This is a genomic window from Bradyrhizobium sp. USDA 4510 (genome assembly GCF_054059095.1).
Genome location: NZ_JBSSBT010000001.1, coordinates 6,085,942 through 6,099,909, shown reverse-complemented (window position 1 = coordinate 6,099,909; position 13,968 = coordinate 6,085,942). Strand labels below are relative to the sequence as shown.

Here is a 13,968-nt window from a genome sequence, read left to right as displayed (position 1 = left end):
GCGCGCGCTCACGCCTGCAGCTTTTTGACAAGCAACTCAGCAATCTCGTCAACGCCCAGCGAGAGGTCGAGATAGCCAATGTTCGGGGGCAAGCCATCCAACTCCGTATTGTCTACCTTGATTGGCAAGATGTACTCATCCCCCTTCTGCTCAAGAGCTTTGGCTTGCGCGCTTCTGAGCTCGTGGTTCGTCCACTTGCGCTCGGCGTAATCGGCGGAGACCAGCACGACGCAAAATTTCGCCCTCTTTCTGTAGATCTCGTCCAGGAATGCGGTAAGGTTTTTGCCCCACAGCTGCTCGGGATAGAAGTTGTCGTAGAAAACGCTGAACCCGGCCGCCCTGACGATCTCGGCAAGCTTCTCTGCTAACTCGCGTTCGGTACCCGCGAAGGAGATGGCGACGTCGAAATGCGCAGGTAGGACGGCGTCCATGTTTGATGTCCGCGCCAATTTGGGCTTCGGATTGGTCGGCTTCCGGATCTGTTGGATGATATCGGTCTTCAGACGTTCCGCTGGCCGTGCGATCGGTAGCACTGAGAGATTGACGCGCTCTGCCGCACTATTGGCTGCCAGCAGCGCCTCGATCGCCGGCGCGAAGCGGGTAGCATGCGCATTGAACGACTGATGCGCGAAATCCACGTTCCCGTCAAAAGGGTTGTCGTTCTCGTAGAGCCGCAGTGTGCGATAGTAGCATGGGTCGAAGTCAAACTCCGGACAGTCTTCGAATTCCTGCAGACCAAGATACTTGAAGACGCTCTGCACCTCCGAAGAAAGGGGCGGATGGAGAGGGCGGTAGTGCGTCACGAAGCCTTTTTCGCGCCCGGTGTCGATAAACGTGAACTTGTAGGCGAACGTGCCGTCCTCGGTGCTATTCATCACCTTGGAGCTTATCGCGTTGTGTCCATCACCTGCCAGCCTCCGATGATAGGGCAGTGCCCGGTCCGACATCCGGCGCCCCCAAGGCGGCCAGAACCCGCAAGCTTGCAGTGCGGCCTCGGCCTTCTGAAGCGCACCGAACCCCTCATTGAAAGCCGTCGCAGACTGCTGAATATCGAACCCCTCGGGGACTTCCTTGCTGAAGCACCGGCGATTTGTCGAAAACTGACACTGCTCGTTGGCCATGAACCCCAGCATTTTGAGCCAGTCCGTCATGTGTGCCCCGCCAACTGAGGTCACGTGGACTGTGAACGCGAAATCCTCTTTTCCCCACTGGAGTTTGACGAGCCTGATATCGATCTGGCCGGCATTGGCCTGGGCCAGCGTGTCAGATCTCAATGCGATATGGTGGTCCTTAGCCGCCACTAATCATCTCCTTCTTGAGCCGCCGATTGTAATGCCGTACCCTGATTCCCGCAAAAAGCGGCGTCGCAGGCAAAGTCGAGACGTGCCTGCATCGACTAGCTTGAAGACAAATCGAACAGTGCGGCCGCTCGATAGCACGCGGTGCTGGCAGAATAACACATTACGTAATTGGGACTGGGAGGTCGATGAACGACGCAAGGCGAAGGTACGTTTCTTTATACGACCTTACGGTACCACCGGAATCCAGGCAGATATTCGAGACGGCTTCAGCCAGCGCCGTTACGATGATCCCAACTTAGGTATCTCGGTTGATGCCCTAGTCGGGTCTCGGCTCTCTTGAGCGGCGATACCGGGGTGGCAGCGCCTTGCCGCGCCATCCGAGAGTCTCCCCTCGCACCTTCCATTGCCCCCGGCTCCCATGAGGTCCTTTCCATTCCTTGTCGAGCAGGGTCACCAGCTTCTTGCCAAATGCACTCATGAGCTTGATGTAGCCTTGCCACAAGTGTTCGTACAAATGCTGTCCCTCCCTGGAGTCCTCGATGGTGAGCGCGCAGGGATATCTGAACCACGAATCCAACCCTGACTCGAAGGCCTCCAACACGTGCGTATAGGACCTCTTGTACGGAACGAGATTCGATTGTTCTCGCAGCACGGTGAGTTTGTGCGACTTGAGTTCGCGGGACAGTCTTCCGTTAGAGATCCAATGAGGGTTTTCGTAGACGAGAAACGCTTTGATCGCATTCTCAAGCGCAAAGCCCCCGAGTAGGAAAACTGGTTTGTCCACCCCGCGCATCTGGTGGATCACTTCCTGTTTTGCATTCAGTCTCGTAAGGATGCTGGATTGTTCGCGTCGGCTGTACATTTCCGTAGCCTGGTCGTGCAGATTTTCGGCGGTGAGCAGCCAGGAATGGGGGTTGGCGTACTCGTCGACGAAACGTCTATTCTCGTCCATTTCTTCTCCTCAACATATTCCTTTGCCAAACGGTAGCTGAACAAATCCGGCGCGGGACCTCCTGATCGCACCCCAGCACCGACTGTGCCGGGCTTCTGGGACGGGTGTGTCGCTGAGTCTTAGTTGCGTCACGTCTGCCGCGTGACTTTATCGAGCCACATCTCCGCCACGTAGCGAGCGTCAGGCACGGCACGAAATTGTGTGTAGGAATAGTGGAGACCGTTTTGCAGCCAGGTCCAGAACGAACCAAAACCATAGTGTTGGCGGCCATCAGGCGGCCAAGGCTCTCCAACTTCCTGTGCCCACTTCCCGATTAACGCGAGCATGGCCGTTTGAGCATCACCCTTCTTCACGGCTAACTCCTGATGTCCAAGTGCCAATAGTTCCAGCGGCGAGCCGACTCACTTCCTTCATCGTCAGCATGTTCTCGGCGTCTCGGAAAAGAAGACTCCCCCGCGCGCAGGTGGCGGACCTCATGTCGGCTACGCACCAGTATCAAATCGAGGTGGTGGTCGCGTCGGCAAGGCGGCGCCGAAGAACTTGTCCGTTGGTGATAGTGAATGCCGCTCGGTACACAGGCGCCGGTTGACCGGTGATAGTGGGGCGGGACCACCGGCATGGGTCAAACCAACCCGACACGCTGTAGGCTACGCCGAATGGTCTAGGTTTCTGTCGGGTCGCGGTCCCAGACACCGAGTCCCCAGCGGTCCGGCTTGTCCAGCAGAACGGCATCGCGCCGGCGATTGAATGGCACGTCGCTGTCGATGCGGTCCTGGATCTGGAAGGCGCCTCGCATTTCGATGAAGAGCAACTGCTTGTGGTGCACGATCATTGTGACGCCGGGCCATCCCTCGACCGGGTGCATGCTGTCCGGATAGCTGGGGTATAGTCTATCGCTGACCATGCCATCCCCGAACCTGCGGGGTGGAGACCAGGTGGTCTCGCCAAGATGCCGATCTTCAATCTCGTTCAAGGTCGTGCTAATCAGCCGATACGCAAGTAATCCATTATCGGCCGGCTCCGCCGCCGCCAACGCCTGCAGCAATTCGTTAATTCGATCGCTCTTTGAGATCATGAAAAACAGACTTCCAAATCTCGCCCTGTGGGCGCGCAGCGGGGCCGGCAAAAGCTTCGCAGCCAAATATCTAGTAGATCGACATGGGTATCAGGCTTGTCAACCTGGGGAAGTGTGCCGGGAGATCACCGAACGTCTTTTCCACGAGCAGTCCAAGGCCACGCTCAACAAGGTAAACGATGCGCTCAGAGGCATCGAGCCCAATATCTGGCTCCGGCTCGGGATGGAGGCCGTCAACCGGGAAGACGGCGTGTTGATAGATGGGATCCGGTTCAAGTCCAACCTCGAGTTTTGCCGCGGGCGCTCGTTTCAGCTCATCAAGATTGAGGCCGATCAAGCCACGAGGCTGCGCAGATTGGCGGAGCGCAATCAAGCATTCGATATCGAGACCGACGGCAAGCACGCGGGCGAAACGGAGCTCGAGGGGGAGCCGTTCGATCACGTCATCCAGAACGATTCCGACGATCCTGAAGACCTTTACAAGCAGCTAGACGCAATCGTCGGCAGAAAACCCATTGCCTGACCTGTTCCTCGACTTCACCAGCCGGCAAATCCGTCGGTATTACGGCCTGTTCGACTTGCCCCGGGCCCAGCACTTCGAGGTGCTGCGGCGATGGATCAACGTTGCGGTGTGGCTGGCGAGTGATTTCTGTCTTGTACCGATCGGGTTCACCCTGGAGTGCGACCTCCTCCGCCGGGCTCTGGATAGCAAGGCGGAGCTGCTGAAGGCAGGTCTGATAGAGTTGCCGCTGCGGGGGTCCTTCGACGAATTCCTCGTCCGGCGTCGCGAGACATATGGCCCCTATGCCGGCGACCATGCCGACCTGTACCAGGACGAGACCGCCAAATTTGTAATGAAGTTCGCGGGAGCATTCAAGGATCGGCGGAGCCAGTCGGCCGATTCCTTGGTCGACAGGTGGTCGGCCGGCCCGGATGGCTCGCGGTTGTGGCGTCCGGTGGAGCGGCTCGGCTTGCGTGCAGTCCGGCGCATCGCGAAAATCCCCGAGCTCATTCGTCGGAATGATGCTGGCATCATCTGGCAGGGCATCCAAAACCGACTGACGGATGGCGACCGCGAGGTCGAAGATCCCCTCCAACGTATTTTGCAGAGCGATTTCGTGGAGAGCTATTGCGAAGAGTATCGCACTGAGACCCTGCACGATTTGCGACATGGCTGGCGCGATCTCCGCCGTGCCGCGTGTGGCGGCGACCCAGCTCTGAGCTACCGCAATTTCGAGACATCGCTAGAGCCACTCGGCATTCGCGAGCTGGTCGAGATGTTGGCCGCGGAATCGATGATCTCGTTGAGGGCTCGCCAGGGCTATCTCGGCTTCACGGCGAAGTACCGCCTTCTGGCGGGCGACCGGGAGGCTCTGAAGCACTCTGCGGCCGATTACGGCAGGAAGCTCGGTGCGCGAGGCGCAGCACTGGCCGCGGCGGTAAAGTCGCGGGCCAAGCCCAGGCGAGACTGGATCTTGACATCAGGCGAGCTGGACGAAATGGACGAGATCTTGGCCAAGGCCGCCGAGCGCATGCCCGGGCAAACCCTGATATCTCAATCACCCGCAGCCCGGCACCAAGAAATAGAGGACATCGGAATGCAACTGAAGCGAATCGCGATCTTCGTCGCGCTCGACGAAGAACGGCAGGTTCTCGGGCGCAGCGATCTCAAGCTGAGCAGGGACGAACACGATCACCATCTCGTTGGCGAGAAGGACGGCATCAGGCTCGAGGTCTATTGCGCGCATGCGATGGGCAGGGTCGCCGCAGCGGTCGCGACCATGGAATACCTTCAACAAGCGAACCCCAAACCGGACCTGCTGCTTGTCACGGGCCTGGCCGGGGGGTTCGCGGACGCGAAGGTGTCCGAAGGGGCGGTCATGGTCCCGGAGCAGGTGTTCGACTTGGCGCTCCGCAAGATCAAGGATAGCGAAATTCCGGAATTCCGCCTCGAGGCCTATAGGTCCGATCCGCGGCTGAAGCGATACCTCGAATCCAACCTATTCAAGGAAGACGACTGGGTCGCAATGGCGCACAAGGCCGCGAACTGGCCCAAGGATCGCAGACCAAACATCCGTTACGAGCCGCTGACATCCGTCGACGAAGTCGTCAGCAGCCTCGATCATGCCAAGGATCTGAGGAGCGCCTTCCCCAAGCTCGCCGGCGTGGAAATGGAGGCCGGCGGTGTGTTCGCCGCAGCCGCCAAATTCGGTGTCGACGTGGCCGTGATCAGGGCTGTTTCCGACAAGGCCGATCCCACGAAGGCCGACAATGAATGGCGGAGACGCGCGATGGAGACGATCATCAGCCTCATTCAGTTCATCGATCTTGCGAAAATGCTCGAAAATCCAGCGAAATAAGGGGGACTCTTGCAATCCGATTCTGCCCGGTTAGAATCGTGGATAATGGGGACAAGGTCGGTTGGAACAAGCTGGGCGCCGGTCGTGTTCGACTCCTATCGGTAGAGTGGTTGGCGCCTCGGATTGTAGTCACTGCGCTTGATCGGACGGTTTTGGCCAAATGACCCAGACCGCTCCGCGACGCAGAGGCAGAGGCAGAAAGTTGTCCGATGACCGCCATGGTCCGTAGATATTACACTGTTGCTGAGAGCCAGAGGACGGACGACGTTTCGAAATACGTCGATCGCGACGTCCAGGCGATCGTGTGGGCGATGGGTTTGCACAACGTTCGGCGCTATTTCCACCAGCGTTTCTGGGAAGAAGAGACCCGGGCTTCCGAGTACGCGGCGCGCATAGAGCCATTTCCTCGCCTTGAGAGCGTCGCCGAGCATAGCTGGCACCTCGCATACATTTGCACGCTTCTGGCTCCGCGCCACCCGGATCTCGATCAGACGAAGATCCTACGAATCGCCGCCCTCCACGATATTTTGGAGATCATTTCAGGAGACGATAGCCCGATTGGGCGCGACGGGACCGGACGGACGACCCATGCCTTCAACCAGGAAGTCGCTCGACAACGAGCCGCGGCCGAAGAACTGGCTCTCGCCAAGTACCTGGATCGACTCCCTGCGGACGCCGTCGAGGAGCAGCGAACCCTGCTCAACGAGTATCGCGACGCACTGAGCCAGGAAGCCAAGTTCGTAAAGAGCATCGACAAGCTTCAAACGCTTGTCTTCGTCCTGCTCAAGAAGCGGGGCGACATGGAAGATAAGCATCTTCGATTCACGATCAGCTATTCCGAGAAGGGTATTTCGTACTTTCCTCCGCTGGAGGATCATTTCCGGAATCTGCAGAATCGGATACTGGATCAGGTCGCGGCCTACCGGCGTACCACCGTCACCGAGCTTAGAATCCAACTGTTCAGCAGCCAGCTTTCATTCTGGCAATAGCCAATAATTGAGCTGGTCGCCTCGTTGAGCCCGCAAGACATTTATCGATACTCTTCGAGATCGGCTTCGATGGGCTCATCGGACAGCAAAGAGTTATTGCGCGAAGGGTTTCGCGAGCGTCGGCCTCGGGCGGATCTGACCGACGGGCACGACCCCGACGGACTCAATCGCTGACCTCGATCCGCTAGTTGGCGGTTAGATTCGTTGCCTTCGACACATCGCTGGCATTCGTGCTGAGCAGAGTTCGCGTTGCGCGCGCCGCCGGCGTGAACGACTTGTCGTAGGAAAACGCATGCCAGTCGATGTTCTCCCGGGCGCCTAGGCCGACCATGCAAATGATCATGCGGCCGGTCGGGCTCGAAAGATTGTGAGAACGGATCTTTGGGGAGCGGTCCCGACCGATCCCGAAGATAGGGCCCACCGACCGTTTGTTCCGATCAGGGCAGATTTTGGAGCAAACACCATCGGAACATAGGAGGCAGCTTGTCGGAAGAGGGTATTAATCTTCCTGTATTCATGCTGACTGTCCAATCCGCTGTCGATCGGAAGGCCACCTGCTCGAGTGTCGCTCCCATTTGAAGTTCACTCATTCGACAGTCATGGAAAAGTAGGCTGGGATATTATGACTCTCACGTTTGGGTGGTCATTTTGAAACGCCTTGAAATACAATGAGGCGTGTCTTACCCAAACGATTCCATAAGGTATTGAATTCGCTTTCTTATTTCAGTTCCCTAGGGAGCGCCAAATGTTCGCTATTCCACGACATTTTACGATACGGCTCCATTCGCCGGGAGCTTTCCTGCTCGACGACTGATTGATCACGCCGGCCGCCTGAGCAGTTGCCGCCTTGTGCTCATTTGCGTCCCGGTGACGCAGCTTCGAGCCCTCATCGCGCCTTGGCGGGCAATCCCCACCACGAAACAAGCGGCGGGCGTCCCTCGTTTCCGCTATGATGAAGCCATGACGATCGGGATTACCGGACCCGGCCGGAAAGGACCACGGCAAAGTGGCGTGGTCAGGCTGATCGTTGCGGCCATCGTCATCACGATTTGCCTGATCCTGCTCTCGTTCGCGAGCGACTTCCTGGTCGATTGGCTGTGGTTTTCATCGATCGGCTACCTACAGGTTTTCCTGACGGCGATCGGCGCCAAGGCAATCGTCTTTCTCTCCGTCTTCGCGGTGACCACCGTCGTCCTCTCGCTGAACGGAGTCCTGGCGGTGCTGTTTGCCATGCAGCAGCCGCTACAGAACCGAGTTGCCCCGGGGAAGGTCGCCGGTTTTACGGCGCCGCCCGATCCGTTCGTAGAACTGCGCGACCAATTAGCCCGGCCGCGGTTTGTCGCGCTCGGTGCGGGTGTGCTCGCCGTGCTGGTTGCCGCAGGCGAAGTCGGCAATTGGAACATCTTCCTGCAGTTTCTCTACCACGTGCCCTACGGTGCGCAGGATCCGCTCTACAACAAGGACATCGGGTTCTATCTCTTTTCGCTACCCGCCTATATCGCGATCAAGAACTGGATGCTGCTGACAATTATCCTGGGCGCGCTGTTTGCCGGAGCGATCTACTGGGTGCGCGGCGACATCGAATACGATGTTCACAACCGTTCAATTTCGCCGACCGTGATCGCGCATGGCTCGGCGCTGATTGGCCTTCTGTTCGCGGTGAAAGCCTGGTCCTATGGGCTCGACCGCTATCTGCTGCTCTACGGCGACAATGGTGTCGTGGTCGGGGCGAGCTACACCGATGTCCATCTGGGGCTGCCGGCTCTGTGGTTGATGATCGGGCTTTCGATCATCGCGGCGCTCATCGCATGGGCCAATTTGCGGGCGTGCACCTACCGGCTTCTTGCCGCCGCGTTCATCCTCGTCGGCGTCAGCTCTGTCATGCTGTCGAGCCTCGTCCCTTCGCTTTTCCGGCACTTCGTCGTCAAGCCGACGGAGTTGGAACTGGAGAAGCCCTACATCGAACGCAACATTGCGCTCACCAGGCAGGCCTACAATCTCGACCGGATCGCAACCAAGCCGTTTGCCGCTGAACAGAGGCTGACCTTCAAGACGCTGGAAGCGAACAAGGCGACCATCGACAACATCCGGCTGTGGGACTGGCTGCCGCTGTCGAATACCTACGCGCAGCTGCAGGAGATCCGTACCTATTACAAATTCCACGATCTTGACGTCGATCGCTATTGGCTCGACGGCTCCTACCAGAGCGTGATGCTCTCGGCCCGCGAACTCCGGGCCTCCCTGCTGCCGGCGAACGCCCAGACCTGGGTCAACCGCCACGTGCTGTTTACGCACGGCAACGGCGCAGTGATGAGCCCGGTCACCCGCAAGAGCACGGAAGGACTGCCGTTCTTCTATTTGCGCGATATTCCGCCCGTTGCCGACGGTGGCCCCAGGATCGACGAACCGCGCATCTATTTCGGCGAAGAGAGCGACGACTACGTCATCGTCAAGGCCAGCATCCCGGAGTTCGATTATCCGAAGGGGAAGGACAACGTCTATGCGGCCTATGACGGCAGCGGCGGTGTGCCGATCGGAGCATTGGGATGGAGAACGCTGTTCGCCTACTACTTCAACGACGCGAATCTGGTCCTCTCAAGCTATATCACGGCCGACAGCCGGATCATGATCCGGCGCAACATTACGGAACGGGTGCGCACGATCGCCCCATTCCTCAGGCTCGATCATGATCCCTATCTGGTCGTCAGCAACGGTCGGCTGTTCTGGATGCAGGATGCCTACACCACGAGCTCCTATTTCCCCTCAGCGCAGCCCGTGCCGGAGCTCGATCTCAACTACATCAGGAATTCGGTGAAAATTGTCGTCGATGCCTATAACGGGACGGTCGATTTTTACCTGATCGACCCAAGCGACACCATTGCAGCGACCTACCAGCGCATCTTCCCGGACCTGTTCAAGCCGTTCATGGCCATGCCGGCGGATTTGCAGAAGCATATCCGCTATCCGGAGAATCTGTTCCTGATCCAGGCGCGGCTGTATCAGACCTACCACATGGAGCAGGCCGAAATATTCTACAACCGCGAGGACTTCTGGCAGTTTCCGCGACAGCCGGGCGGCGACGGCACTTCGGTGATGACCCCCTATTACATCATCATGCGGCTGCCCGGCGAGCCGCAGGCCGAGTTCTTCCTGATGCTTCCCATGGTACCGAGCCGTCGCGACAATATGATCGCGTGGCTCGCGGCGCGTTGCGACGCCCCCGACTACGGCAAGCTGATTGTCTACGAGTTCCCCAAGGACAAGCTTGTCTACGGGCCGTTTCAGATCGAGGCACGGATCAATCAGAATACCGAGATCTCGCAACAACTCACGCTGTGGAATCAGATGGGCTCGCGGGTGATACGCGGTGCGAACCTGCTGGTGATCCCGATCGAGAACTCGATCCTTTATGTCTCGCCGCTCTATTTGCGCGCCGAGCTTGGACACCTGCCGGAGCTGAAACGCGTGATCGCGGCCTACGGTGAGCACGTCGTGATGAAGGAGACGCTCGCTGACGCCCTGGCCGCGTTGTTCGCGGAGCCCGGTGCGGTGCCGGCGGTTTCAAACGCAACGGAAACGGTGTCCCCTGCGGGCGGGACGGCGAGCCCGGCGCAGCAGGCGCTCGATCACTACAATCAGGCGATGGAGCGATTGAAGGCGGGAGACTGGAAAGGTTTCGGTACCCAGTTCGATGCCCTGCGCGAGCCCCTTGAGGAAATGAACCGACGCTCCGCCGGTCACTAGAGCATGATCCGGAAAAGCGTGTAGCGGTGTCCGAAAAGATCGTGTCAAATCAAAGGGCCAGAGCGGGATGACGATTCGAAGAAAAGTCATCGCGCTCCAATGGGCTCGGGAATTGTGAGTGCGGACGCACGCCTCAATCGGGTATTGTTAAAGGTCGCATTGCAGTTTCAATCACATAAGAGTTCGCAGTTTCGTTCCGATTGGCGCGCCATTGAGCCCTCATCCGCAAACCCGGAACTGACCCGCTTCGGCACGCAAAAGCGGCCATTTCGAGCGCATGGCTGCGGCTCCCGATTCAGATTGCGGTGCCGTTGGCCGCGATCACATTCGTGAACGATTGCGCAGGTCTTTCGGAACGGGCTCGCGCGAGAGCGTGCCCTGGTCGTTCGCCCATCGCGAACTGATCGGCGCAGCATCAGACGCGATACCTAGACTCCGCTGCAAATCCGCTGCTATACTTTCAGTTGCTCGACCGGCGTAAGGCACGCGCCGACATTTCGTTTGATTGCGATATCGCGAAAAGGAGCTCAACGATGGCGATCACGCTGACGGTCTTGGCGAGCCTGCTGCAACTGCACGGGCCGGGTGCGACAATCGAAAGCGATCATCAGGGTATCGACGCATTGCTGAGTGGTGTGCGCGAGCAGAGCCTTCAGGAACAGGGCGCTCAGGAACAGAGCCCTCAAGAACAGAGCTTGCAAGAACAGAGCCCTCAAGACGTACAGGGCTTCCAGCTGGGGTTGATTTCCGAACAGCCTCAGGCAACTCAGGTTTATTTCAGGCGCGGGGCCTTTGCCAGGGGGCCCTATGCGGGCGGCTTTCGCAGGGGCGGCGGCTACTATCCGGGAGCCGGCGCATTTCGCAGGGCCGGCGGATATTATCCCGGAGCAGGCGCGTTCCGACGAGGTGGCTTCGTCAGAGGCTACTAGAGCATGATCCGGAAAAGTGGAAACCGGTTTTCCAAAATGATCATGCTCAAACAAACAGACGAGATCATGATGCGGTTCCGTGGAAACGCATCATGATCTAGGCCGATCGCAGCTTGCCGGTAATCCGCATGTCGGTTGACGCTTCAAATTCCGTCGCGTTCCAGGAGCAGCCGATCACGCAGTTGCTGGTCAAGGTAGCGGCGAGGTGCAACATCGATTGCTCCTATTGCTACTGGTTTCGCGATGCGGCCGTCTATGACAAGCCCAAGCTGATGAGTGCCGAGGTGCTGCAACAGCTGTTGCTGCGCCTCGAACAGCACGTCGCCAGATACTCCCTCGTCGACTTTCCCGTGATCCTGCACGGCGGTGAGCCGCTGCTTTGGGGTGTCGATAATTTTCACCGTTTTGCGGAGGGCTGCGAGGGCATTTCATCCCGGACCGGCTGCGAGATCCCGATCGCGGTGACGACCAACGGCATCCTGATTGACGATGAATGGCTCGACTGCTTCGAGGCCCGCAATATTTCGGTGGCGATCAGCATCGATGGGCCGGCACATATTCACGACGCTCACCGCAAGACGTTTCAAGGGACCGGCACCCATGCCGCCGTGGAACGCGCCGCCCGCATGCTGGTATCGCGCGACATCGGCGTGATCGCCCTCGCGGTTTGCAACCCGGCCTACGCGCCGCAGGAGTACGCGGATTTTTTCGCGGCGTGCGGCATCGCCAACTACGACATCATGATTCCCGACGCGACGGTGGACGAGAAGCCGTCGTCCATTGCCCCGTTCTATAACGGCCTTTTCGACTTGTGGCTGGAAGCCAATCGCACGACGCCGACATCGAATGTCCGCATCATTTCCGACATGGTCGCGGCCCTGATCGGCAACAACGCGCCGACCGAAGGTGTCGGCCACAAGCCGGTCGAGCTTTGCACGGTCATGACCGACGGCACGGTGGAGGCCCACGACGTGTTGCGCATTGCGGGTGACGGTTTCACCAACACGCGGTTCAACATCTTCGATCACGCGATCGACGACGTCAGGACCGAGCCGCGCTGGAAAGCCGCACGCGATGCTTCAGTCAATCTTTGCGAGAAGTGCCGGCAATGCAAGTTCATGAACGCCTGCGGCGGAGGCTACCTTCCGCACCGCTTCTCCACGAAGAACGGTTTCGACAATCCGTCGGTCTATTGCGACGATCTCTATTCGATGTTCGAGAACATGCAATCCGTGCTGGAACGTCATCTCTACGTCCGCAAGCAGGACGGGGAACGGATTGGAGTGCGCTGAGCGCAACGCCCGACCGCCTTAAGACCACCGTCGAAAAACCAGGCTGGCGTTGACGCCGCCAAATCCAAAGCCGTTCGAGATCGCGTGTTCGATGGCCATCGGCCGCGCGACGTTCGCGACGAGGTCAATGCCCTGTGCAGCGGAATCGGCGTTCTCCAGATTGAGCGTCGGCGGCGCGACCTGGTCGCGCAGCGCCAGGATCGTGAAGGTCGCCTCGATGCCACCGGCGGCGCCGAGTAGATGTCCGGTCGCCGACTTGGTGGCGCTGACGGCAATTCCTCCCGCGCGCCCGAACACGCGCTTGATCGCTTCCAGCTCGGAGAGATCGCCGACCGGCGTCGATGTCGAGTGCGCGTTGAGATGCTGGACCTCGCCGGGCCGCAGCCCGGCCTGCTGCAGCGCCGCCTCCATCGCGCGCCGGGCGCCGTCGCCGTCTTCGGGACCAGCGGTGATGTGATAGGCGTCCGCCGTCGTGCCGTAGCCGATGAGCTCGGCGATCGGTTTCGCGCCGCGCCGAAGCGCGTGTTCGAGCCCCTCGATGACGAGGACGCCCGCGCCTTCGCCGATCACGAAGCCGTCGCGGTCGCGGTCGAACGGCCGCGACGCCCGCGCCGGCGTGTCGTTGAACGACGTCGAGAGCGCCCGCGCCGCCGCAAAGCCGCCGAGGCTCACCGGATCGATGCAGGCCTCCGCGCCGCCGCAGATCGCAATGTCGGCTTCGCCCGATCTGATCAGGCGCGCGCCGTCGCCGATCGCCTGAACGCTGGCGGCGCAGGCGGTCACCGGCGCGCCGATCGGCCCCTTGTAGCCGTAGCGGATGCTGATGTGCCCGGCCGCGAGATTGGCCAGGAAGGATGGAATGGTGAACGGCGACAGCCGGCGCAGGCCGCTCTTCTCCGCCGTGCGCACGGCGTCCGCGATCGCGGGAAACCCGCCGATCCCGGATGCGATCACGGTGGCGGTGCGCTGCTGCGCCTGCGCGTCGGCCGGCATCCAGCCGGCTTGCGCCACGGCTTCAGCCGCTGCGAGCAGCGCGAACAGGATGAACCGGTCCATCTTCTTCTGGTCCTTGCGCGGGGCCGCCAGGTCAGGATCGAAGCCGCCCTCGGCATCCCCGGCCTTGTCAGGAACCTGTCCTGCGACGCGCGACGGCAGCGCCGCCGCCCATTCCGGCAATGCCGTTAGCCCGGAATGCCCCGCCAGCAGCCTCGACCACACCAGTTCGGTGCCACAGCCCAGCGGCGACACCGTCCCCAGGCCCGTCACAACAATTCGACGCATGGCTCTCCTGTCGCGCCCTGGTGCGAACCGGCATGGCCGGGATTC

The 13,968-nt window shown here is 59.7% G+C and carries 11 protein-coding genes; 6 read left to right on the top strand and 5 right to left on the bottom strand.

Annotated features, from left to right (window positions below; all coding sequences use genetic code 11):
- Positions 1 to 8: 8 nt before the first annotated feature.
- The 4 genes from ACVMDN_RS28380 to ACVMDN_RS28365 all read right to left on the bottom strand — a co-directional run bounded on the left by ACVMDN_RS28380 (position 9) and on the right by ACVMDN_RS28365 (position 3,328).
- Positions 9 to 1,301, bottom strand: a complete 1,293-nt coding sequence (locus ACVMDN_RS28380; RefSeq protein ID WP_456834816.1) for a toll/interleukin-1 receptor domain-containing protein — start codon at positions 1,299 to 1,301, stop codon at positions 9 to 11.
- Between the two features lie 316 nt (positions 1,302 to 1,617).
- Positions 1,618 to 2,253, bottom strand: a complete 636-nt coding sequence (locus ACVMDN_RS28375; protein ID WP_456834817.1) for a hypothetical protein — start codon at positions 2,251 to 2,253, stop codon at positions 1,618 to 1,620.
- A 128-nt stretch (positions 2,254 to 2,381) separates the two neighbouring features.
- On the bottom strand, positions 2,382 to 2,606 hold the full coding sequence (locus tag ACVMDN_RS28370) for a hypothetical protein (protein WP_456834818.1): 225 nt from the start codon (positions 2,604 to 2,606) through the stop codon (positions 2,382 to 2,384).
- Positions 2,607 to 2,914: 308 nt separating this feature from the next.
- On the bottom strand, positions 2,915 to 3,328 hold the full coding sequence (locus ACVMDN_RS28365; RefSeq protein ID WP_456834819.1) for a hypothetical protein: 414 nt from the start codon (positions 3,326 to 3,328) through the stop codon (positions 2,915 to 2,917).
- Here ACVMDN_RS28365 and ACVMDN_RS28360 point away from each other — a divergent pair.
- From ACVMDN_RS28360 to ACVMDN_RS28335, 6 genes are all read left to right on the top strand, one after another.
- Positions 3,327 to 3,851, top strand: coding sequence for a hypothetical protein (locus ACVMDN_RS28360; protein WP_456834820.1), 525 nt, complete (start codon positions 3,327 to 3,329; stop codon positions 3,849 to 3,851). The two genes, ACVMDN_RS28365 and ACVMDN_RS28360, sit on opposite strands and share 2 nt — an antisense overlap.
- On the top strand, positions 3,844 to 5,688 hold the full coding sequence (locus ACVMDN_RS28355) for a 5'-methylthioadenosine/S-adenosylhomocysteine nucleosidase family protein (RefSeq protein ID WP_456834821.1): 1,845 nt from the start codon (positions 3,844 to 3,846) through the stop codon (positions 5,686 to 5,688). Before ACVMDN_RS28360 ends, ACVMDN_RS28355 begins: the two co-directional genes overlap by 8 nt.
- A gap of 209 nt (positions 5,689 to 5,897) precedes the next feature.
- Positions 5,898 to 6,677: an HD domain-containing protein gene (locus tag ACVMDN_RS28350; protein ID WP_456834822.1), complete on the top strand. Its 780-nt coding sequence runs from the start codon at positions 5,898 to 5,900 to the stop codon at positions 6,675 to 6,677.
- A 960-nt stretch (positions 6,678 to 7,637) separates the two neighbouring features.
- Positions 7,638 to 10,421 carry a UPF0182 family membrane protein gene (locus ACVMDN_RS28345; protein WP_076830434.1) on the top strand — a complete coding sequence of 928 codons (2,784 nt, stop codon included), beginning with the start codon at positions 7,638 to 7,640 and terminating at the stop codon, positions 10,419 to 10,421.
- Positions 10,422 to 10,954: 533 nt separating this feature from the next.
- Positions 10,955 to 11,350 (top strand): hypothetical protein, encoded by a 396-nt coding sequence (locus ACVMDN_RS28340; RefSeq protein ID WP_076830494.1) that lies wholly within the window; start codon positions 10,955 to 10,957, stop codon positions 11,348 to 11,350.
- A gap of 128 nt (positions 11,351 to 11,478) precedes the next feature.
- Positions 11,479 to 12,642, top strand: a complete 1,164-nt coding sequence (locus ACVMDN_RS28335; RefSeq protein WP_076830437.1) for a radical SAM protein — start codon at positions 11,479 to 11,481, stop codon at positions 12,640 to 12,642.
- A gap of 18 nt (positions 12,643 to 12,660) precedes the next feature.
- On the opposite strand, the gene fabF is transcribed toward ACVMDN_RS28335, so the two are convergent.
- Positions 12,661 to 13,923, bottom strand: a complete 1,263-nt coding sequence (gene fabF / locus ACVMDN_RS28330; RefSeq protein WP_076830440.1) for a beta-ketoacyl-ACP synthase II — start codon at positions 13,921 to 13,923, stop codon at positions 12,661 to 12,663.
- Positions 13,924 to 13,968: the final 45 nt, after the last annotated feature.